Origin of the sequence: Olsenella kribbiana (assembly GCF_036408795.1) — a bacterium.
GTDB classification, from domain to species: Bacteria; Actinomycetota; Coriobacteriia; order Coriobacteriales; family Atopobiaceae; genus Olsenella_L; species Olsenella_L kribbiana.
Map to the genome: position 1 here is coordinate 256,881 of NZ_JAZGJP010000002.1, position 21,038 is coordinate 277,918.

Here is a 21,038-nt window from a genome sequence, read left to right on the forward strand (position 1 = left end):
GGGCATATGATTCTGGAGCGGCTCAAGGAATGCGATGGATTCTCGAAGACGGAGTGCATCATTGCACGCTACCTCCTGGAGAATGGCGGCATGGTACGGGATGCATCGGTCGAGCGCCTTGCTGAGCTCACTGAATCATCGCCTGCAACCATCGTGAGGCTCTGCAAGAAGCTCGGTGCTCAGGGATACCGTGACTTCCGCGTGGCATTCGTGGCAGAGTGGGAGCAGTCGAGGCACAAGGTCGCAATCGATGCGAACATGCCGTTCGATCGAGACGACTCGCATGAGCAGGTGGCATGGAAGCTTGGCAACCTTGCGGCCAATGCTATCAACAACGCAATCTCTGGCTTCGACTGGCAGCAGATTGACCGTGTGGTGAAGCTGCTCGCTGTGGCGGACGTGGTAAACGTCTTCACGGTGGGCACGTCTATTCCCGCAGCTCTGGATTTCAAGACAAAGCTCGTACGCATCGGACGACAGGTCAATGTGGACCAGGATGCTATGGTTCAGCGTGGCTATGCAATATATGCTTCCGCACGCTCCTACAACATCTTCATCTCCCTTTCGGGGGAGACCGAGATGATTGTCTCCTATGCGAGGATCCTCAAGGCACGAGGACGCCATACCCTCGCTATCACGGCCAACCCTGCCAGCAGACTTGCATCGGAATGCGATGAGGTTATCTGCCTGAACAGCAATGAAAGCGATTCATTCTCCCGGAAGATCGAGACCTTCTCATCCTTCGATGCAACCCATTTTGTCCTGGACTGTCTCTATTGCTGGCTGTTCCAGGCAGACTATGACAGGAATATGCGCCATGCACGCGAGTCCCAGAAGACGCTCATGGAGCTGACAAACGATTCGCGCTAGCGATCTGTGCTTGCAGGCAGAGATGCCAGCAAGTCTTCAAATGGGCCGACGACGAGGATGGCTCTTCTCTGCGCTGCTGCTCCTGCATGCAACGGCAGCAGCTATTCATTGAGTGTTGTATCGTTTCGTGGCAGCGTCCATGACATCTATTGTGAGAGATGGGTTCGTCCAGCGTGCCTGCGGATTCGTCCCTTTCCTCATCATCTCGACGTTGAGCCTGTAGCACCAATCAAGAAGCCTCTTGTTGTTCAGCATTCGCTCGAATGCAGACTTGTTCCTGAAGGTGTATGAGACGACTCCTTTGGCTGCAGTGTAGCCCTGGTGGCCAAGAAGAAAGGGATAGAACGGCTTGAACTTCTTATCGCCTTCAGGACGCTTACAGTTGATTCTTCCGTAGATGTCGGTGCCATTGGTCCAGATGACAAGCGTCTCGAGCGTGCCGCAGGTCACGCAGGTGGCACAAGCCGCATCGTCGTAGGGCTTTCTTGTACGGGGAGGGAACGCCGTGATGGACCAGCGTGTCCCGGCTAGGCGGGCGAACTCGGGGATGGTTTCTGCAACATAGCGTCCAATGTCATCTGTCAGGCTGCTCACCGCAGAAGTGCTTACAAAGCGGTGGTAGCGCTGCTCCTGTGATCTGGTAGGCGTTGGAAGCTTTGCGGGTTCGAGCATGTCTGTCCGCTTGGACCTGTCCCAGGGAAGCAGCGGTGATGCTCCGTCATCCAGGATGACTTCTACGTCAGATAATCCTCCGGGCCTGTCTACCTTCAGCTTGTTGACGAGGTTCTGCCCAATGGATGGCCTCAGTCTCTATCTCGTCGAGCTGGGCGTCACTCACATCGTTACTGACTGGCGCGAAGTGGGCTTGGCGGATATCTGGCTGATGCGGATCGTGGCGGTAGTCATGGCGATGATCAGAGAGGCGGCGTGCCATATCACCCGATCTGCCTACGTAGGCTGTGCCGTCTGTGAATTCATAGAGGTAGATGCCGCGTCTTTCATCTGCTGGGAGGACGAGACTTGCTGCAGACGGAATGGATCCGTCAATCGAGCGGAACGTCAGATGGATGGACGTACCAAGCCTCATCTCTTTGCTTTTTGACATCTTGGCACCTCCTGCGCAGCAGAGGACTTTAGGGCTCCTACGCAGCAGTCGTTTGGCGTGGCTGACAAAGTTCTTACGGCTGTCTGTCGTATCATAGACCTATATGTATGGCATTCCGCAGCTTGGGAGGTGGGGCTTATGACAAGGTTGAGTGTTCTGAACAGAGATGCTGTTTGGCGTCTCTCTGAGTCTGAAAACTCTAACGTGACAAGTCTCCCTGCCTTCCCGGGCTTTGATTGCGTGGCTGCTGGTTCAGTTGCCTGGCTTGCTTCAGGCATTGGCTTGCAGCACAACGAATCAGCTTCTCTTGATCAGCCTCTCGGAGGTGTCAGCTTTGTCTCGTAGCTACTCGCTTTCTATGAGCGGCTCTTCTGCCCGTGTACAGGAGAGCCTTCTCGCCGCACGTCTGTATCTCAATCTGAATGACTGGACTGCTGCGAGAAAGACGATCATTGACGACAATCTATTCCAGCTCAATGCAGCAAGCTCCCGTGAACGCGTTTCAGGCGAGATTGTGAAGCGGCTCCGTCAGCTCACGGATGGGGAAGTGGAGTTCTTCGTCTCTGCCATAGGCGATGATCGCTATGCAATGCTCTGGGTCGCTATCTGTCGTACATACCAATTTGTGCGGGACCTCTCTGAGCAGGTGATTGTCATGCGCTACGAGCATTCCATGCCGGATTTCCCGCAGGAAGCATATGACGTATTCTTCGAGGAGCAGGCTGAGATTCACCCTGAGCTTGGGCGCATGACAGACCTGGGCCAGAAGAAGATGAGGAACACGGTTCTCCGCCTGCTGGTGGATTGCCATCTAGTGAATTCAGATCGCAGGATCACGCCCCTGTTGCCATCTGCTTCTTTCAAAGAGGCACTCGATCCTGAGCATGCTAGCGACCTTGCTATCTTTCCGGGGAGGGTCCTCTGATGGGTGCCGTATTCAATCACATCAATGATGCCCGCCAGTTCATCGTGGACAAGCTTTCCGATGATGCGCTGCTCGGGCGCAATGGCTATATGATGCGCGAAGGTACCTACATTATCGATTATGACCCCTCGCAGCAGGCCTATGCAGCAGACCTCATCCATGTCATCTGCGAACATGATCTTCCGGATAGAGGCGTCACGCCGATTGAGGTCAACCTCTACGATCTTGTGCTCCAGCGGCTTGATAATGATGGTGTCTGGGAGCGGATCGTGCAGGCCGAAGCGGTTGTGGAGCGTTCGGATCTCATACGGATGCTCGAGGGTGCTGCTGACGCGAAAGGCTACCTTGCTTCGAAGGTGATGGAGGCAATAGAGGCACACGGAGATGCTGATATCGCATTCGTGACCGGCATCGGAGAGACATTCCCCTATGTGCGTACAGGCAATCTCCTGAGCGGACTTTCGCCGAAGATACCGATTGTGCTCGTGTTTCCTGGCAGCTATGAGCATTTCGCTGATGGGACCACATCCGTGAACATTCTTGGTCTTAAACAGAATCTCGGCAGTGGTTATTACCGCGCAACGCGCGTATTCGATCTCTAAGGAAGGTGCCCCATGCTTCTGAAGGACGCATTCGAGAAAGATATAGACAGACCTATCGACCCCGTCGTGAAGGCCGATGAGACAGACGATGCACACCTTGCAAACGAGCTCGATGAGTTTGTCGTTACGAACGAGGTGAAGACGCATCTCCTTACCTTCCTGGAGAGCTACAACGAGCCAGCGAGTGTCGGCAATGGTGCCTGGATTTCGGGCTTCTTCGGCTCGGGCAAGTCTCACTTGCTCAAGATCTTGGCTGTTGCGCTCGAGAACCGCAATGTCCAGGACGAGGATGGCTCTGTCAAGCCTGCAATGGATTACCTTATCCCAAAGGTGTCTGACATCCCCGCCCTTGTCAGCGCTATGGAGATGGCTCCGAAGAAGCATCCCTCGGAGAGCATCCTTTTCAACATCGATGCCTATGCACCCAACTCGGAGAGGGCAGAGGCGGGAGCCATGCTCTCTGCCTTCATCAAGGCATTCAACCACCACTGCGGCTACTTCGATGGGGAAGCGTATATAGCGAAGCTGGAGTATGACCTTGACAAGGCAGGCAAGCTCGATGCCTTCCGCGAAGCTATAGCAAGAAGGCTTCCGGGCCAGACCTGGGAAGTGGTACGAACCTATACGCTTATCTATAGTCAGCAGATATCTGCTGCATTCGATGAGGCGGTCGGCAACCCTGAAGGCTATTCCACCGATATCGTGAAGAGCTATCAGGAGAGCTACAAACCCGACATCCGAATGTTTGCGCAGCGCGTGGCAGACTACATCAAGTCAAAGAACCAGAAGGGCTTCCGCGTAAACTTCTTCGTGGACGAGGTCGGACAGTTCATTGCCCAGAACACGACTCTCATGGTGAACCTGCAGACCATTGCAGAAGAGCTGGGCCGTGTCTGCGGCGGCGATTCCTGGGTGATCGTGACATCGCAGGAAGACATGGATACCGTCGTCGGCGGCATGAAGAAGGAGTCGGCAAACGACTTCTCGAAGATTCAGGCACGCTTCCATATAAAGATGCCTCTCACTTCCTCTGATGCGAAGGAGGTCATCCAGGACCGCCTTCTGGCAAAGAAGCCTGAGGATATGCCCGAGTTTGAGGCACTCTATGAGAAGTACAAGGATGACTTCGGCGTGCTCTTCGACTTTGCGGATGGAGCAAAGGTATACAAGTGCTACCAGAATGCCGAAGAGTTCTGCAAGACGTATCCGTTCGTTCCCTATCAGTTCGTAGTTTTCGAGAGTGCCATGCGCGGCCTTTCTGACCACAACTGCTTTACAGGCAAGCACAACTCCACGGGTGCCCGCTCCATGCTCGGTGTCTTCCAGATGGTGGCAGAGCGCATCTGTGCAGAGGGTGCCAATACAGAAGAAGGCACGCTCGCTGCCTTCGACTACATGTTCGAAGGCCTCAGGAACGACCTCCGTGGCGAGGTATATGCAGATATCTCAACCGCCGAGGACCAGCTGGATGACAAGACTGCTGTGCGTCTTCTGAAGGCACTGCTGCTCGTGAAGTATGTGGATGACTTCCGTGCAACGCCTGCTAATCTCCGTGTGCTGCTTTACGGCTCCTTCAAGGAGAACACCTCTGAGCTCAATCAGAAGATCCAGAATGCTCTCGATGAGCTCGAGAGACAGGTGTATGTGCGCCGCAATGGAAATATCTACGAGTACCTTACGAATGATGAGAAGGAAGTCGAGCAGGAGATCAACAATCTCGTAGTTCCCGAAAAGGATGTGCACGACGAGATAGCCCAACTCTTCCAGGAAGTATGCGGTACCCGCAAGATCACGTACAAGAGCGAGGGCGGCTCGTTCGAGCACTCTTATGGCTATAACCTGAGGATTGATGGAGAGCTACAGGGACCGCAGAGGAACGACCTCACGCTCGATCTTGTGACCGACTTTGAATCTGACGGACTCCTCAAGGAGATTGTCGGCACTCCCAAGACTCTCAAGGTAGTACTTCATGGTGCCCGCGACTTCCTGCACAATGTAGGCATCTTCGTGAAGACAGACCGCTATGTGCGCGTTAACAGCGGCTCCTCCAAGGTACGCCAGGCCATCATCGTCGACAAACAGACTGCCAACCAGAATCTCTTCCTGCGCCTGAAGAAGGATCTGCCAGAGCTCCTCACGCATGCCACGTACAACGCAGGCGGTACCGATGTGACAGCCCAGGTGACAGGGTCGGGCAAGGATGCCGTGAACTCTGCACTTCTCGAGCTTATTCGCCGTTCCTACACTGGCCTCCAGCAGATTACCCGCAGCTATACAGATAACGATGTCTATGCACAATGCATCAACTCCCAGATGGGCCTGGATGCTGGTCTCGAGGACTACTGCCAGAGCGTCCTTGCGCGCATCCGCTTCGCACAGGGCACCGTGACGATTGGTGGCGACGGTATTGGAAGCCTTACAGCCTGGTTCTCGAAGAACGAGTTCGGCTGGCCGGAAGTCGCAGTGCGCTCTGCTGTGGCGAAGCTCTATGCACAGAACAAGGTCGAGGTGAAGAAGGCAGGACAGCCTCTGGAAGGGACAAAGCTTGCAGAAGCGTTGAAGCGCAAGCAGGAACTGGACAAGCTGACTGTCACTGTCATCGAAGAGGTCACTCCCGAACAGCTGAATGCTCTCCAGCAGGCGTTCCGTGCATTTACTGGCACAAACCCGAAGATGCTCGATCCGAAGTCCATGGCAGCTGAGCTCGCCGCTGATGCGAGGCAAGCAGCTGATGCTGCCAATGCAATCAGTGCCAAGGCACAGGGCTATCCCTTTGCAGAGCGGTTTGCATCTGAACTCAAGACGATCAGAGAGTGTGCAGAAAAAGCTGGTGACAGGACGTGGTTCATCAGTTCCTTCCCAAAGAAGGCTGATGAGCTGGCTCAGACCAAAGATGACCTCTCCAAGATGACAGCATTCTGCAATGGCTCTCCCATGGAGAAGCGCTGGCTCGAGCTGAAGAGCTTCATGGACAACGACCTTTCCTTTGTGGATGAGCTGGATATTGACAGGACCGGCATCGATGTGGTGCGGGCAACGGTCGATGACCCCGGGTGTTACAGGAACGGCACCATACCTGGAGCATATAAGGCAATGAATGCCGTCAGCAAACGCGCCCAAGAGGCAATAGACGAGCTGCGCAGACAGACTCAAGAGCGGCTTGCTGATAGCAAGGCCTCCTATGAGCAGACGTATAAGGTGGATGAGCTGCCGGCAGACGTCCGCGAAGAGTTCGAGACCATCTTCCAGAATGCAGGAATCGAGCTCTCTGAGCTCAAGGCTCCGCACTCCATCAGGTCATTTGTGGACATGTTCACGGATCGGGAGGCAGGACGCCTGCTTGCTCTGCTCAATCCTCCAGTGCCAGAGCCTCAAGTCAAGCCGGATGAACCGAAAGGCAGTTCAGGTGAAGATGTTCCACCTGAGGTCGTTGTGTCTCCTTCTCCGGTAGCCCGAACGGTCTCGGTGAAGAAGCTCACGGTGCCAGGATTCGGAAAGCCCGTCATCGAGAATGCACATGATGCAGATGAGTATCTTGCAGCCCTCAAGGCTGCCATCCTGGATGCGCTTGACAAGGGCGAGAAGGTCACGGTGTAGGAGATGGACGAAAGAATCGACCTAGCGGATGTCAGAAAACGCCTCGAGGATGCCTTCCAAGGCAATGTCAGGCTTGTCTTCTGGGAAGATGAAGGGTCTGACTATGCTGAAGCAATAGAGAGCATCCAGCTTGAGGGGGCAACCATCCTGAATGCCACGCATCATGAGATGGCTGTGAAGCGGCGTGTGCTCAGGCAGGAGCCCGAAGGGCGGTTCGTGCTGTATCGTTCAGGCGGTGCTCCAGACCCCTATGCCGATCTTATCCTCGACCTCAAGCTGCAAGCAAAGCCGTTCGTGTGCTCGATGGAAGGCATGTGGGCAGAGGAGTGCGGGATACCGGTCGAGCTTGCCTCGACCATCTCCGATCATGCCGCCTTCTTCAAGAGCAAGGAACGCAGGCAGATGCTTGCAAAATCTGGACTGCCGAAGGATACAGCCGAGAGCCTGCGCTTTGCGCTTTGCGCTGTGGCGCTCCGCTCTACTGATTCCATTGTGCGCGATGCAGCGCGGTCCATGGCAGCAAGAGCCATCATCGAATGGTCAAGAGAGGATGAGTCAGCACTGAGGATCATCTCTGCAGCGGGGCTCGCCCAAACATTCTGGTCTGCCATGAGGGAGCATCTTGGCTATGCTCTTTCGGCGGGAAGCGAACCCTCAGTAGGGGATATGTCATTCCGCATGCTGGAAGGCATGTGCGGCGATATCGTCGAAGATGAGGGAAAGGCAGATTCTGCAGAGTCGTCGAAGGTTCTGGGAGATCTGGCACGTACGGCACAGACAAGACCAGCATTCGACTATGTCGTCCATGAATATAAAGATGCAGTTGCGGCTGCCATTCCCGAAGATGCAAGGACGCCAGAGCTTCTGGCCGATGTGGATGCAATCCCTCAGATAGACCAGTGGATTCTTATGTTCTTCCTCACGGCAGAGATGGAGAGCGGACTTGATCTCACGCTGCTGGAAGGCATCTGGGCGCGGCGGCAGTATATGCTGTTCGCCGATCGCTACAGGCATCACTATGGCGCGCTGCTTGCGCTTGCACGGTTCGAAAGAGCGTATAACGACTACAAGGGGAGCTGCGGGAATGCAGAGGGCCTTGCAGGCCTCTTTGCTGGCTATATAGCGAGCTGGCATGAGGTAGACAGGCACTACCGCGAGTTCTTCCTGGCCTGCAAGCGCATGGGAGAGACGCGCTTCAGAAAAGCTCTCGCGCCTGCAGAAGCTAAGATAATGAAGCGCTACGACGAATTCCTCTCCGATCTTACAAACCGCTGGCAGACCCATCTCATGGATGAGGAACGCTGGCCACCTGCTTCTGTGCCATCGCAGGAATGCTTCTTCCATGACAGGGTGGAGCTCGCCTTTCCACAGGCAGACCGCAGCCATAGGCTTGCTGTCGTCATCTCTGATGCCCTTCGCTATGAGGCAGGAAAAGATCTTGCAGAACGGCTCTCTGCTTCAAGGGCTGCGGGTCTTGCTGGAAAGATCTCTGTCTCATGCGATGCTGCTGTCTGTATGCTGCCAAGCTATACGCAGCTCGGAATGGCAGCGCTCCTTCCTGCCGGCACGCTTGAGATAGACCATGCCAGCTGCCGTGTGCTGAAGGATGGAAAGCCGACAGATGGCTTGCAGAACAGAGGATCTCTCATAGCTCCTGCTATAGAGGGGGCACGTGCCCTGAGCGCTGAGAAGATGCTTGAGAAGGGCTCAGTGGACCTCGAGGGCGTCCCTCTGGCCTTCGTATATCACAACGTGATCGACAAGACAGGTGATGCGCGTGACAGCGAAGGCCGAACTTTCGAAGCGGTCGATGATGCGTGCGATGAGATAGAGAAGCTGATCCAGATCCTCCTTCGTGCAGGTTGCGGCAAGGTGATCGTGACTGCGGATCATGGGTTCCTCTACCAGCAGCAGGAGCCGGAATCCTATGTCTACTCGGATGTGCCAGAACTTTCGAAGACCGTAGCGGGACAGGCTGATGCTGCCCGCTCGCGACGGTTCGCCGTGGGCACTGGTCTGCCGGAGGATGATTCTCTTCTGTCCTACGAGGCCAAGGAGCTCTCGCTCAAGGGAGACTATGAGGTCGTGATGCCACGCGGCATCACTCGGCTCAGGCTCCAAGGGTCGGGTGCCAGATTCGTGCATGGAGGAGCATCTGCCCAAGAGGATGTCATCCCCATCGTGACGGTAGAGACGACTGGATCTCATGAGGAGGCTACGCAGCCTACAGGTGTTGAAGGCTTCACAACAGGACGTCCTGTCATCACCGGTCCTTCTGTCTCTGTCTATGTCTATCAGACAAAGCCCTGTGGCTCAGGAGTATCACCGCTGACGGTGCGTGTGGGTGTCTACGACAAGGACAAGGAGGGGACGCTCCTCTGCACTCATGAACGCGAACTTGAGCTTTCGAGCACATCAGAAGATCCTGAGCAGCGCAAGACCCGTGTCACGTTGCGCCTGACCGACGAGGTGGACGATCATTCTTCGGCATGGCTGCGCATCTCTGCCAAGGTGGGCTCGACAACCAGGTATCAGACAGCATGGCAAAAGGAATACTCCGTCAACCGAGCATTCGGATCTGACTTCTAAGGGAAGGGACGTGGCCTCATGGACACGAGCAAGATAAAGGCTCTCGCTACAGGTGCACGCGATGAGCTGCGCCGCGATGTGGAGGGAAGGCTCGATGCAGTCCTTGCAAAGGGGAGTGCAGAGAGGCTCTCGGACCCCCGCGCAGTGAGCGAGCTTGAGGCTGCAATCTCCGAGCAGGGACGTGACCAGATTATAGATAGCGCTGCCTATACCTGGTTCAATCGCCTCTGCGCCCTGCGTTTCATGGATGCCAATGGTTATACGACCACTTCTGTCGTGACGCCGAGAGAGGGTTCGACACTGCCTGCCGTGCTGGCAGATGCTGCACAGGGCATATTCGATCCTGAATACGGCTTCGATCGCATGGTGCGCGACCGAGTCTCTGCTCTCTTGCTTGGTACGGTCACTAGTACTAATGCAACTGGAGATGCCTATGCCGTGCTTCTGAGGGCTGTCTCAAGGCACTATGCCAAGCCCATGGGATACCTCTTCTCAGAAGAATCTGCATCATCGCTGCTCATGCCATCAGGTCTTCTGGCAGAAGGCTCGATCCTGCACCGTATTGTGGAGGATATGGACGAAGAGGCCTGCTCCTCTGTCGAGGTGCTTGGCTGGCTCTATCAGTTCTATATCGCTGAACGGAAAGACCAAGTTATTGCTGGGTTTAAGGCGAAAGGCAAGAATAATGTCAAAGCCGGTCCAAATGAGATTGGTCCTGCAACGCAGCTTTTTACACCTGAATACATCGTCCGCTTCCTTACGCAGAACTCTCTGGGCCGCTTATGGATGCTGAACAATCCGGACTCTAGCCTTGCGGACCAAATGGAATACTATATCGCTCCCAAAGATGGGGAAAGCCATCTCGAGGTTGCAAGTGCCGAAGACATCCGTGTCATAGATCCGGCATGTGGCAGTGGACACATCCTTGTCTACGCCTTCGACCTGCTCTTTGCAATGTATGAGGAAGAGGGATACAACCCAGAGGATATTCCTGCCATGATTCTGCAAGATAATCTCAAGGGCTTGGAGATTGATGCCCGTGCTGCGGAGATAGCTAAGTTCGCCCTGGAGATGAAGGCAAGAGAGCATGACTCGCATTTCCTTGAGCGCAACATTGATGCAGACATTACGGTGCTTGTGCCTGTGAAGCTTGAAGCACAGGAGCTTGCCCAGACGTCGAAGTCGTTCAGAGAACGTAGCCGCCTTCTGGATGCCATGGAGCACATGGGAGAGGTGGGCAGCCTCTATGTGCCAGATTCAGAAGATGCTGCAGCTATCCGCAAAGAGCTGGAGCGTATGGGAGATTCGCACGGAGACAGTATCTTCGCTCAGTCTCTTCGCAGGAAGCTTCAGGAGATGCTTGTCAATGTCAAGGTGCTATCCGGTACCTACCATTGCGTCATTGCGAATCCACCGTATATGAATTCATCCCACATGAATTCATGGCTTGCTGCTTGGCTTAAAGAGAACTATGCAGATGTGAAGAGCGACTTCTTCTCCTCGTTCATCGTGCGCAATATCAATTTTGCAGAGCCAGGTGGCTATCTCGGTTTCATGTCTCCCTATGTTTGGATGTTCATCTCGTCATATGAAAAGCTCCGGAAGGATCTCATTTCCAACCGAACGATTACTACTCTCGTACAGCTTGAATACTCAGGTTTTGCTGAGGCAACAGTTCCCATTTGCTTCTTCACACTGCGTAACGCCGAAAATAACCACTACAAAGGAACCTATATCCGTCTCACTGATTTCGTTGGACCGAAACTGCAGGATCCGAAAACTCGTGAAGCAGTGGCAGATCCAAATTGCTCATGGCGATATGAGGCGGATGCTGAGTCTTTTAAAACCATACCTGGATGGCCAATTGCGTATTGGGTTGGGCATGGAATGTTTCGGGCTTTTGAAAGCTTTCCCGTAGCGAGCAAGTACGTATTTTTCCAGCAAGGTCTTACAACTGGCGATAATGATGAACTTATGAGGCTCTGGTGGGAGTGCGGGTTCACTAACGTGGGATGGCATCTTTTGTCGCGAGCAGATGCTGCCGGTTCGTCGAAACGATGGTTTCCAGCGCAAAAGGGAGGTTGTTTCCGGAAGTGGTTTGGGAACAACGACTACCTAGTTGATTGGGAAGATGATGGACGCAGATCCAGGCAATTGAAGGGTGCGCGACTTGATGGCAAAGAGGTATATTTTCACGAAGGATTTACATGGAGTCGTATTTCTTCTTCTCGAATTTCAGCAAGGTATATCCCCTCTGGCTTCATACCAACATCTGTCGGCTCGATTTGTACAAGTTCTGATAGAGACGTACTAATCTGTATGATGGCATTCGTTAACTCTAGTGTTGCGGATGCGATGCTTAGATTGCTTGCACCTGCGCTTCACTTTACGTGCGGGCCTTTAAATATGTTGCCATATGCGGTAGGTACATCAGAGGATGAGCGGCAGATTGACGACTTCGCAAAATCATGCGTTTCGTTGTGCAAGACAGACTGGGACGTCTTCGAGACCTCCTGGGACTTCCATTCGCATCCTCTCGCGCAGCCTGGCGAGCCTCTGGTCGAGCGTCAGTTCGAGCGCTGGCAGCAGGAGTGTCAGTCCCGCTTCGATGAACTCAAGTCCAATGAGGAGGAGCTCAACCGTATATTCGCCCGCATCTACGATATGGAGGGAGAGGTGCCCATAGAGGTGCCGGACGACAAGGTCTCTGTGCGGCGAGCTGACCTGGTGCGTGATGTGAAGAGCCTCATATCCTATGGCGTTGGTTGCATCTTTGGTAGGTACTCGCCTAATACGCCGGGGGTTGTACTTGCAGATCAAGGGTCTACGGTTGCGGACTATCTTAAAAATGTACCGGAACCTAAGCTCATGCCGGATGAAGATAACATCCTGCCCATCACGGAGACGGCTTGGTTCGATGACGATATCGTCGACAGCTTCTGCCGCTTCCTGGCTGCTGCTTATGGGGCGGAAACACTAGGACAGAACGTTGGGTTCATAGAGAACGCTTTGGGATGTGATTTGCGTACCTACTTTGCCAAGGAATTCTATGCGGACCATTTGAAGACCTACCAGAAGAGGCCTATCTACTGGCTCTTCCAGAGCCCGAAGAAGTCTTTCTCCTGCCTTGTCTACATGCACCGCTACAGCGAGACGACGGTGGGAGAGATTCTGACGAAGTATCTGAGACCTCTTCAGAGCAAGCTTCGCTCGCGTATCGATATCCTCTCCAAGGAGAAGACAGCAAAGAGCGAAAAAGAGATAATGGCTGAGGACCTCCGGCATAACCGCAGGAATTCCTGTCGCCGCTCCGCTGCATCATATGGATGAACGGCTGATGCATCCGGAGGATCGGGGGACGAGATGGCGAAGGGTCATGCAGGCGGACTGAGCAGGAAGGAATGCGAGAGCAGGGGCACGCTCCTGGAGTTCCTGGAGAGATATCCTGACGAGGAGTCGTGCGAGAGGAGGCTCCTCGAGGAGAAGCATCCCGGAGGCTTCGTCTGCCCCGCATGCGGAAACCGCACCTGCTCCAAGGTGCACGGGCATGCCCACAAGTGGCAGTGCACGAAGTGCTCCCGCCAGTTCAGCGTCACCGCAGGCACGATGATGGAAGGGACCCACCTCGAGCTCAGGAAGTGGTTCGTGGCTATCTGGCTCATGTCGAGCCAGAAGGCAGGCATCAGCGCATGCTCCCTGCAGCGCCAGATCGGCTGCAGCTACAAGACGGCAGGGCGCGTCCTTGCGCGCATCCGCTGCGCGATGGCCAGATCGGAGTGCGTTCAACGTGCTGTCGGCTGACTGCATCGAGGCGGACGACTTCTATATAGGCGCGAGGGCCGGAGGCACGAGGGGAAGGGGCACGGAGCAGCAGCCGATGCTTGCCGCCGTCGACAGGGCCCCTGCCGGGAGGGGATCGTGCGCCATCCGGTGCGCGCAGGACTGCTCGGGAGACTCATGGCGCCAGTTCGGGCACGACCACCTCTGCCATGCATCGAGGATAAGGGCGGATGCCTGGAGCGGCATAGCTGCCGGGCTCTCCTCGTTCCGCGGCCTCGAGCAGAAGGAATACGACAGCTCGGACGGCGATGCCTCGCTTCCCATGGTCCACAGGGTCATCTCCAACTTCAAGGCATACGTGGAGGGAGCCTTCCACGGCCTCTCCAAGAAGCACCTGCAGTCATATGCGGACTCCTACAGCTGGAGATACAGCCACAGGAGCTCCTCCGATGCCTGCATGGAGCTCCTCCACGAGATGTGCCTCATGCATGTCCCGCTCTCCGGCATCGCAGCCACGGCCACGGTCCAGCCGAAGCTTCCTGCGAGCTTGCCCAAGCCGTTTGCAGTTCAGGGAGCCTAACTATGCCGGAGGTACTCAGCCATTAAGCGGATTATCCTATGCCTGCTGGACAGCCGGTCCCTCTCCGCCGTCGTCCTTCCTGCCGAAGGAGAGCACCTCGTCGATCGTGGGCTCGTCGAAGCCGCGGGAGCGGAGGCTGTCCGCAAGGCGACGCCTCTCCAGCTCTGCGCCCTGCTCCAGTCCCTGCTTGTGGCTCTCTTCGCGGGCCTTCTGCTCGCGCTCGGCATACCGCTCGTCAGCGAACTTCAATATCTTCACGCCCATGGCTTCTCCGGTCTCCAACGTCCCAGGTCATCATCATGCCGCCGGCTCATCGCCAAGCTGGATGCTTCAGGCCTGCTGGACAGCCGGTCCCTCTCCGCCGTCGTCCTTCCTGCCGAAGGAGAGCACCTCGTCGATCGTGGACTCGTCGAAGCCGCGGGAGCGGAGGCTGTCCGCAAGGCGACGCCTCTCCAGCTCTGCGCCCTGCTCCAGTCCTTGCTCCAGTCCCTGCTCTAGCCCCTGCTTGTGGCTCTCTTCGCGGGCCTTCTGCTCGCGCTCGGCATACCGCTCGTCAGCGAACTTCAATATCTTCACGCCCATGGCTTCTCCGGTCTCCAACGTCCCATGTCATCATCATGTCGCCGGCTCATCGCCAAGCTGGATGCTTCAGGCTTGCTGGACATCCGGTCCCTCTCCGCCGTCGTCCTTCCTGCCGAAGGAGAGCACCTCGTCGATCGTGGACTCGTCGAAGCCGCGGGAGCGGAGGCTGTCCGCAAGGCGACGCCTCTCCAGCTCTGCGCCCTGCTCCAGTCCCTGCTTGTGGCTCTCTTCGCGGGCCTTCTGCTCGCGCTCGGCATACTTCTCGTCCGCTTCGCGCTTCTCTTCGGCATACCGCTCGTCAGCGAACTTCAGTATCTTCACGCCCATGGCTTCCCTCACCTCTCTCTGCAGGGGCTCATAGCCCCGCAGCAGATGGTCTGATACCTTGATTATAAGCTCCGTTATGCGTCTCTGAAATATGCTGCTGCCCTCTGCATCCTCTGCGGGGGACTGCTCAGAGGCGTTTGCATGCAGCGCCTCGGCAAAGCGCATCTGCAGGGTTCTGCATTCTGCGAGCAGCTGTTTCGCAAGCACACTGTCGTGTGCTGCTGCCTCGAAACTTCCTTCGTAGCGCATGAACCAGAAGGGGAGGAGGATGAAGAGCCTATGCTCTAGCATCTCCTCCAGATCGATCTGCTTCACCCATATGGCCGCTGTCCTATGCTCCGAGGTTTCTCCGCTAGGCTCTCCGATTTCAATGGAAAGGAAAGGCTGCATACGTTGTGCATCTCTCAGGAAGATAACGCAGGAATGCGGCAGCTTCAGGAAATGGTGCTCATGCCTGGCCTCTGCTTCCTCATGCGCTATCTCTCCGTCATACCTATCCATTCTCATGGCCATATGCGGATCCCAGGAGCTCTGGCATTCGATATGGAAGGCTGTCTCCTCTATTCGAAAGACAGAGTCGGCGATGCGCTTCTTGATCCTGCCTTCATATTCCTCTCCCATGCGAGATATGCGCGCGTCTTCGGGATAGCTTGTTCCGAATGCGTAGTTCGCAAGCGGGATGAGGAGAAAGGGCATCTTCTGCGTCATCGTCTTGAAGACAGAATCGTATATCGAGTCCGTGCTCATGGATGCTTCCCTCCCTTTCTGCCTGCACCAACAAGATGCGGGAAGCATAGCATGAAACAAGAACAAATGTTCTAACAGCATTTTTGCAGCGCTCTGACAATGTCGGGCAACGCTGCGAAATGAAGAAGACAGGCCAATGAATGACGGCAACACAAGAATGGATGCAGCTTCATGGCAGAGGGCAATCTGGACCGGTTCTAAGACGGGGAAGAATTCACGGACATGAAGAACAAGCATCTGCAATGGGTCACAAAGCTGAATGCATGCAGCCTCCATCAACGTTCTGCGGAGGCTGCTCAATGGGGCCTGCGCTGTGTGCTCAAGACCTGTGCTGTACGCTGTCCCTGCGCCATCTGTCTGCCGGATGCCATTGCTTTGCTTATGTCCGATAGATCTGAGGCTCTGCAGCGCACCTGATGCCGGGTGCGCTGTCGATGGCGGTGGGCGTACATGCATAAAAGTTAGAGGATATAACTGATTGTTAGATGCGTGCCTATCCCGTAAAGACAAGAATGGGTCTTTTCTTTGGGGGAGCTTGCCGTATAATCCTTGCAAGCCTTTAAAGCGGCACGAGATGCCGGTAAGGAGAATCTGGGTGAGTCCTTCTTCCTCATAGATTCAGGGAGCATTGTCACATGGTGACGTGCTCCCTTTTTTCGTAAATGGGGCTCTGTGCCCCATGCTGGGGGATTTGGTTTTGCCAACGAAGGAAAGGTGGCCATCTTGAACCTTTTGGTGGACGACAGCAAGCATCCGAAGGCGCTTCTGGCGCTCGAGGACGGGACTGTCTTCGAAGGAAGGTCGTGCGGTGCCCAAGGGGAGACCTTCGGCGAAGTGGTGTTCAACACCTCTATGGTGGGCTATCAGGAGATCGTGAGCGATCCGAGCTATGCTGGCCAGATCGTCACGCTGACGTACCCGCAGATCGGCAACTACGGCATAAACGAGAAGGATATGCAGTCAAGGAAGCTTCATCTGCGTGGCCTCGTGGTGCATGACATGTGCTATGCGCCGAGCAACTGGCAGAGCGTCGAGAGCCTGCCGGACTTCCTTGCAGAGCGCGATATCGTCGCTATCGAGGATGTGGATACGCGTGCGCTCACACTCCATATCCGCGAGTGCGGTGCCATGCGTGCCGCGATCTCGACGGTCGATACCGACCCCGAGAGCCTGGTTGCCCGTGTGAAGGCGTCGCCCAAGATCTCCGAGCACAACTACGTGGCAGATGTCTCGACGCGCGAGCGCTATACGGTGTCGCCCGACAAGGGTCCTGTGAAGCACAATGTCGTCGCCTACGACTGCGGCGAGAAGCTCGGCATCGTAAAGAGGCTCGCAGCTGTCGGCTGCGAGGTCACGGTCGTGCCGTGGGATACGCCGTTCTCCGACGTCGAGGCCATGAATCCGGATGGCGTCTTCTTCTCGAATGGCCCAGGAGATCCTGAGTCCGTACCCTCGACGGTGCGCGCCGTGAAAGCAGCGCTCGGCAAGCTTCCGGTCTTCGGCATCTGCCTTGGCAACCAGGTTATCTCTATGGCAGCAGGAGCTGACATCGAGAAGCTCAAGTATGGCCACCACGGCGGCAACGAGCCGGTCATGAACCTGCTTACGGGCAAGGTCGAGATCACGGCACAGAACCACAACTATGGCCCTGTCTTCCCGACGTTCGGACCGCTCATCCCCGAGCTTTCGGGCGGCATCGCCGACCATGCAGAAGACCTCCGCTTCTGGTCCGAGCGCCATATCGCGCCGGTTGTTCAAACGAAGGAGTATGGACGCGTACGCTTGACGCATGTGAATCTCAATGACGGAACGCCTGAGGGCATCCAGTTCCTCGATATCCCCGCCTTCTCGATGCAGTACCACCCTGAAGCAAAGCCCGGACCGAACGATTCCACCTATGCCTTCGCTGCCTTCGTACGCATGATGGACGGCGTGGAGGACTATCTGGCAATCGACGTCCGCGAAGGGAGGCGCTTCTGATGCCGAAGCGCACTGATATCAAGAAGATCCTCATCATCGGCTCTGGCCCGATCGTGATCGGCCAGGCCTGCGAGTTCGACTATTCCGGCACCCAGGCGTGCAAGGCGCTGCGCGAGGAGGGCTACGAGGTCGTCCTCGTGAACTCGAACCCCGCCACGATCATGACGGACCCGGAGACGGCTGATCGCACCTACATCGAGCCGATCACCGTCGAGTCCGTAGCCAAGGTCATCGAGAAGGAGCGCCCCGATGCGCTGCTTCCGAACATGGGCGGACAGACCGGCCTCAACTGCGCCGTGGCTCTTGCCAAGGCAGGCGTGCTCGACAAGTACGGCGTCGAGGTCATCGGCTGCGACATCGACTCCATCGAGGTCGGCGAGGACCGCGAGCTCTTTGCCAAGGCCATGCGCGAGATTGGTCTCGAGGTCGCAAAGTCCGATGTGGCCCATACGCTCGAAGAGTGCGAGCGCATTGCAGACGATCTCGGCTATCCTGTCGTGATCCGTCCAGCATTCACGCTCGGCGGCGCTGGCGGCGGCATGGCATACAACCACGACGATCTTGTGCGCATCGCACGCGAAGGCCTTGCCCTCTCGCCAGAGACGGAAGTGCTCGTCGAGCAGTCCGTCGAGGGCTGGAAAGAGATCGAGATGGAGGTCATGCGCGACTCTGCCGGCAATGGCATCGTCGTCTGCTCCATCGAGAATCTCGATCCCATGGGCGTCCACACGGGCGACTCTATCACCGTGGCTCCCTGCCAGACCCTGAACGACTACGAGCTCCAGCGCCTGCGCGACTACTCGCTTGCCGTACTGGAAAAGGTCGGCGTTGCCTGCGGCGGCTCGAACGTCCAGTTCGCCGTGAACCCGAAGGATGGCCGTGTCCTCGTCATCGAGATGAACCCGCGCGTGAGCCGCTCCTCGGCTCTTGCCTCCAAGGCAACGGGCTTCCCGATTGCAAAGATGGCAGCGCTCCTCTCTGTCGGCTATTCGCTCGACGAGATCACGAATGATATCACCCGTGCCACCCCTGCCTGCTTCGAGCCTTCGATCGACTACTGCGTCGTGAAGATCCCGCGCTTCGCCTTCGAGAAGTTCAAGGGAACCTCTGAGACCCTGACGACCCGCATGAAGGCCGTGGGCGAGGTCATGGCCATCGGCTCCACGTTCGAAGAAGCGCTCCAGAAGGCCACCCGCTCCCTCGAGAAGGGTCATATGGGCCTCGGCGCTGACGGCAAGACGACCTACGACGAGGAGAACTTCGAGGACCTCGTCACGCGCGCCACGCCGAATCGCATCTTCTATATTGCAGAGGCGCTGCGCCGTGGCTGGACGGTCGAGGACCTGCACAAGCGCACCGGCATCGATGAGTGGTTCCTCTTCCGCATCCAGGATATCGTGAAGGCAGAGCGCGCCATCCACGAGCGTGGCCTTTCCGGCATGGATGCAGAGCACATGCTTGCAGCAAAGCAGATGGGCTTCTCTGACTGCCAGATTGCCTATCTCACGGGCCAGAAGGAAGAGGTCGTACGTGCCCTTCGCGAGGTGCTGGGAGTCCGTCCTGTCATAAAGACGGTCGATACCTGCGCAGGCGAGTTTGCTGCCCGCACGAGCTACCACTACTTCACCTATGAGGTAGGAGGGGCATCGGAGTTCCATGAGGCAGAAAAGCCCCGTGTCGTGATCCTCTCTGCAGGACCGAACAGGATCGGCCAGGGCATCGAGTTCGACTACTGCTGCGTGCATGCTGCCTACGCGCTCGAGGCCAAGGGCTATGAGACCGTCATGGTCAACTGCAACCCCGAGACGGTCTCCACGGACTATGACACGTCCGACCGCCTCTACTTCGAGCCGCTTACGTTCGAGGATGTCATGAATGTCGTCGAGGCTGAGCACCCCGAAGGCGTCATCGTCACCCTCGGCGGCCAGACGCCTATCAACCTCGCCAGCCGCCTCAAGGCGGCAGGCGTGCCCATCATGGGCACCCAGCCCGAGGCCATCGACCTCGCTGAGGACAGGGACCGCTTCGCAAGCCTCCTCGACAGGCTCGAGATCTCCTATCCGCCTTCATCCGTCGCCGAGACTCTGGACGAGGCCCGTGCTGTCGCCAAGCACATCGGCTACCCGCTCCTGGTCCGTCCGAGCTATGTCCTGGGCGGCCGCGGCATGGCAATCGTCTACGACGACAACGACCTCAAGACCTATATGGGCGAGGCAACGAAGGTCTCTCCGGACCACCCGGTCTATCTCGACTCCTTCCTCGAGGATGCCATCGAGCTCGATGTCGATGCCCTCTGCGACGGAGACGAGTGCTACGTGGGCGCAGTGCTGGAGCACATCGAGGAGTGCGGCATCCACTCGGGCGACTCTGCCTGCTGCTTCCCGCCGTTCTCGCTCTCTGACAAGATCGTCGCGAACATCCGCGCCATTGCCGCGAAGCTCGCGCTTGCCTGCCACATCAAGGGCCTTCTCAATGTCCAGTTTGCTGTCAAGGACGAGCAGATCTTCGTGATCGAGCTGAACCCGCGTGCATCGCGCACGGTGCCCTTCTCCTCGAAGGCGACGGGCGTGCCTCTGGCAAAGTATGCTGCCCGCATCATGAGCGGAGAGAAGATTTCCGACTTCAACCTGCCTCCTGTTGATCGCGACCTTGGCTACTACGCTGTCAAGGAAGCTGTCATGCCGTGGAGCCGCTTCCCGGGCGCCGACGTCACGCTCGGACCGGAGATGAAGTCCACGGGCGAGGTCATGGGCATCGATACCACGTTCCCGAAGGCCTATGCGAAGACGCGCGAGGCCATCGAGTACGAGATCCCGATGTCGGGCAATGTCTTCATCAGCGTCTGCGACCGCGACAAGCGCTCCATCGCGCCGGTCGCGATGACGCTGAGGCAGCTCGGGTATGACCTTCTGGCCACCCGCGGCACGGCAAAGACGCTGCGTGCTGCCGGCATCGAGTGCCGCATCGTGAAGCCGGTCCGCGAGGGGCACCCGAATGTGATCGACCTCATGGCAGACGGCGAAATCGCCTTCCTGATCAATACGCCTCATGGCCACAGCTCCCGTGGCGACGGCACGAAGCTCAGGAGCGAGGCCGTGAACAGGGGAATCGACATGGCAACGACGATGTCGGGTGCGACCGCTCTTGTCCAGGCCATCGTGGCCCTGCGCGAGTCCTCGCTTGGCACCTATGCCCTCCAGGACCTCAGCAAGCTTGCTCCTGCAGAGGAGTAGCTAGGGCAATTCAGAACCTCCTTCCCTTCGGGGGAGGAGGTTTTTCTGTGCAGATGGGGCCAACAAGGCTTCTGAGCTATGGAATTGTGGCAAATCAGCGCCAGACACCACAATATTTGCT

At 56.6% G+C, this 21,038-nt stretch carries 15 protein-coding genes; 10 read left to right on the forward strand and 5 right to left on the reverse strand.

Annotation, left to right across the window (positions count from 1 at the left end):
* The first annotated feature begins 6 nt into the window (after positions 1–6).
* Positions 7–870, forward strand: coding sequence for a MurR/RpiR family transcriptional regulator (locus tag VXJ24_RS02710; RefSeq protein WP_330971379.1), 864 nt, complete (start codon positions 7–9; stop codon positions 868–870).
* A gap of 105 nt (positions 871–975) precedes the next feature.
* Here VXJ24_RS02710 and VXJ24_RS02715 read toward each other — a convergent pair whose 3' ends face one another.
* Positions 976–1,542: a hypothetical protein gene (locus tag VXJ24_RS02715; protein ID WP_330971380.1), complete on the reverse strand. Its 567-nt coding sequence runs from the start codon at positions 1,540–1,542 to the stop codon at positions 976–978.
* 67 nt (positions 1,543–1,609) lie between these two features.
* Complete coding sequence (locus VXJ24_RS02720) at positions 1,610–1,975, reverse strand: GIY-YIG nuclease family protein (protein ID WP_330971381.1); 366 nt, start codon at positions 1,973–1,975, stop codon at positions 1,610–1,612.
* A 265-nt stretch (positions 1,976–2,240) separates the two neighbouring features.
* Between VXJ24_RS02720 and VXJ24_RS02725 the strand changes: the two genes are divergently transcribed.
* Genes VXJ24_RS02725 through VXJ24_RS02755 form a run of 7 tightly spaced genes read left to right on the forward strand, consistent with a single transcriptional unit; the run spans position 2,241 to position 14,048 of the window.
* Positions 2,241–2,900 carry a DUF1819 family protein gene (locus VXJ24_RS02725; RefSeq protein ID WP_330971382.1) on the forward strand — a complete coding sequence of 220 codons (660 nt, stop codon included), beginning with the start codon at positions 2,241–2,243 and terminating at the stop codon, positions 2,898–2,900.
* Positions 2,900–3,502 carry a BREX protein BrxB domain-containing protein gene (locus tag VXJ24_RS02730; protein ID WP_330971383.1) on the forward strand — a complete coding sequence of 201 codons (603 nt, stop codon included), beginning with the start codon at positions 2,900–2,902 and terminating at the stop codon, positions 3,500–3,502. Before VXJ24_RS02725 ends, VXJ24_RS02730 begins: the two co-directional genes overlap by 1 nt.
* A 12-nt stretch (positions 3,503–3,514) precedes the next feature.
* Positions 3,515–7,099 (forward strand): BREX system P-loop protein BrxC, encoded by a 3,585-nt coding sequence (gene brxC / locus VXJ24_RS02735; RefSeq protein ID WP_330971384.1) that lies wholly within the window; start codon positions 3,515–3,517, stop codon positions 7,097–7,099.
* 3 nt (positions 7,100–7,102) lie between these two features.
* The gene (gene pglZ, locus VXJ24_RS02740) at positions 7,103–9,688 is read left to right on the forward strand and encodes a BREX-1 system phosphatase PglZ type A (protein WP_330971385.1); all 2,586 of its coding nucleotides are present in this window, start codon (positions 7,103–7,105) and stop codon (positions 9,686–9,688) included.
* Between the two features lie 18 nt (positions 9,689–9,706).
* Complete coding sequence (gene pglX / locus VXJ24_RS02745) at positions 9,707–13,018, forward strand: BREX-1 system adenine-specific DNA-methyltransferase PglX (protein ID WP_330971386.1); 3,312 nt, start codon at positions 9,707–9,709, stop codon at positions 13,016–13,018.
* Between the two features lie 33 nt (positions 13,019–13,051).
* Positions 13,052–13,489, forward strand: a complete 438-nt coding sequence (locus tag VXJ24_RS02750; protein WP_118100749.1) for a transposase — start codon at positions 13,052–13,054, stop codon at positions 13,487–13,489.
* Complete coding sequence (locus tag VXJ24_RS02755; RefSeq protein WP_158559565.1) at positions 13,476–14,048, forward strand: IS1595 family transposase; 573 nt, start codon at positions 13,476–13,478, stop codon at positions 14,046–14,048. Before VXJ24_RS02750 ends, VXJ24_RS02755 begins: the two co-directional genes overlap by 14 nt.
* 36 nt (positions 14,049–14,084) lie before the next feature.
* Here the strand turns inward: VXJ24_RS02755 and VXJ24_RS02760 are convergent, their stop codons facing one another.
* From VXJ24_RS02760 to VXJ24_RS02770, 3 genes are all read right to left on the reverse strand, one after another.
* Positions 14,085–14,306: a hypothetical protein gene (locus tag VXJ24_RS02760; RefSeq protein ID WP_330971387.1), complete on the reverse strand. Its 222-nt coding sequence runs from the start codon at positions 14,304–14,306 to the stop codon at positions 14,085–14,087.
* A 72-nt stretch (positions 14,307–14,378) separates the two neighbouring features.
* On the reverse strand, positions 14,379–14,624 hold the full coding sequence (locus VXJ24_RS02765) for a hypothetical protein (RefSeq protein ID WP_330971388.1): 246 nt from the start codon (positions 14,622–14,624) through the stop codon (positions 14,379–14,381).
* A gap of 72 nt (positions 14,625–14,696) precedes the next feature.
* The gene (locus VXJ24_RS02770; RefSeq protein WP_330971389.1) at positions 14,697–15,941 is read right to left on the reverse strand and encodes an RpnC/YadD family protein; all 1,245 of its coding nucleotides are present in this window, start codon (positions 15,939–15,941) and stop codon (positions 14,697–14,699) included.
* A 477-nt stretch (positions 15,942–16,418) separates the two neighbouring features.
* Between VXJ24_RS02770 and carA the strand changes: the two genes are divergently transcribed.
* On the forward strand, positions 16,419–17,684 hold the full coding sequence (carA, locus tag VXJ24_RS02775; RefSeq protein ID WP_330971390.1) for a glutamine-hydrolyzing carbamoyl-phosphate synthase small subunit: 1,266 nt from the start codon (positions 16,419–16,421) through the stop codon (positions 17,682–17,684).
* The gene (gene carB, locus VXJ24_RS02780) at positions 17,684–20,917 is read left to right on the forward strand and encodes a carbamoyl-phosphate synthase large subunit (protein WP_330971391.1); all 3,234 of its coding nucleotides are present in this window, start codon (positions 17,684–17,686) and stop codon (positions 20,915–20,917) included. Before carA ends, carB begins: the two co-directional genes overlap by 1 nt.
* Positions 20,918–21,038: the final 121 nt, after the last annotated feature.

Bases quoted from the DNA above. Each gene is read 5' to 3' on its own strand.
- VXJ24_RS02715 (WP_330971380.1), bottom strand. From the start codon at position 1,542: ATGCTCGAACCCGCAAAGCTTCCAACGCCTACCAGATCACAGGAGCAG.
- VXJ24_RS02750 (WP_118100749.1), top strand. From the start codon at position 13,052: ATGGCGAAGGGTCATGCAGGCGGACTGAGCAGGAAGGAATGCGAGAGC.
- carB (WP_330971391.1), top strand. From the start codon at position 17,684: ATGCCGAAGCGCACTGATATCAAGAAGATCCTCATCATCGGCTCTGGC.
- VXJ24_RS02770 (WP_330971389.1), bottom strand. From the start codon at position 15,941: ATGCTTGTTCTTCATGTCCGTGAATTCTTCCCCGTCTTAGAACCGGTC.
- pglZ (WP_330971385.1), top strand. From the start codon at position 7,103: ATGGACGAAAGAATCGACCTAGCGGATGTCAGAAAACGCCTCGAGGAT.
- VXJ24_RS02710 (WP_330971379.1), top strand. From the start codon at position 7: ATGATTCTGGAGCGGCTCAAGGAATGCGATGGATTCTCGAAGACGGAG.
- brxC (WP_330971384.1), top strand. From the start codon at position 3,515: ATGCTTCTGAAGGACGCATTCGAGAAAGATATAGACAGACCTATCGAC.
- VXJ24_RS02730 (WP_330971383.1), top strand. From the start codon at position 2,900: ATGGGTGCCGTATTCAATCACATCAATGATGCCCGCCAGTTCATCGTG.
- VXJ24_RS02720 (WP_330971381.1), bottom strand. From the start codon at position 1,975: ATGTCAAAAAGCAAAGAGATGAGGCTTGGTACGTCCATCCATCTGACG.
- pglX (WP_330971386.1), top strand. From the start codon at position 9,707: ATGGACACGAGCAAGATAAAGGCTCTCGCTACAGGTGCACGCGATGAG.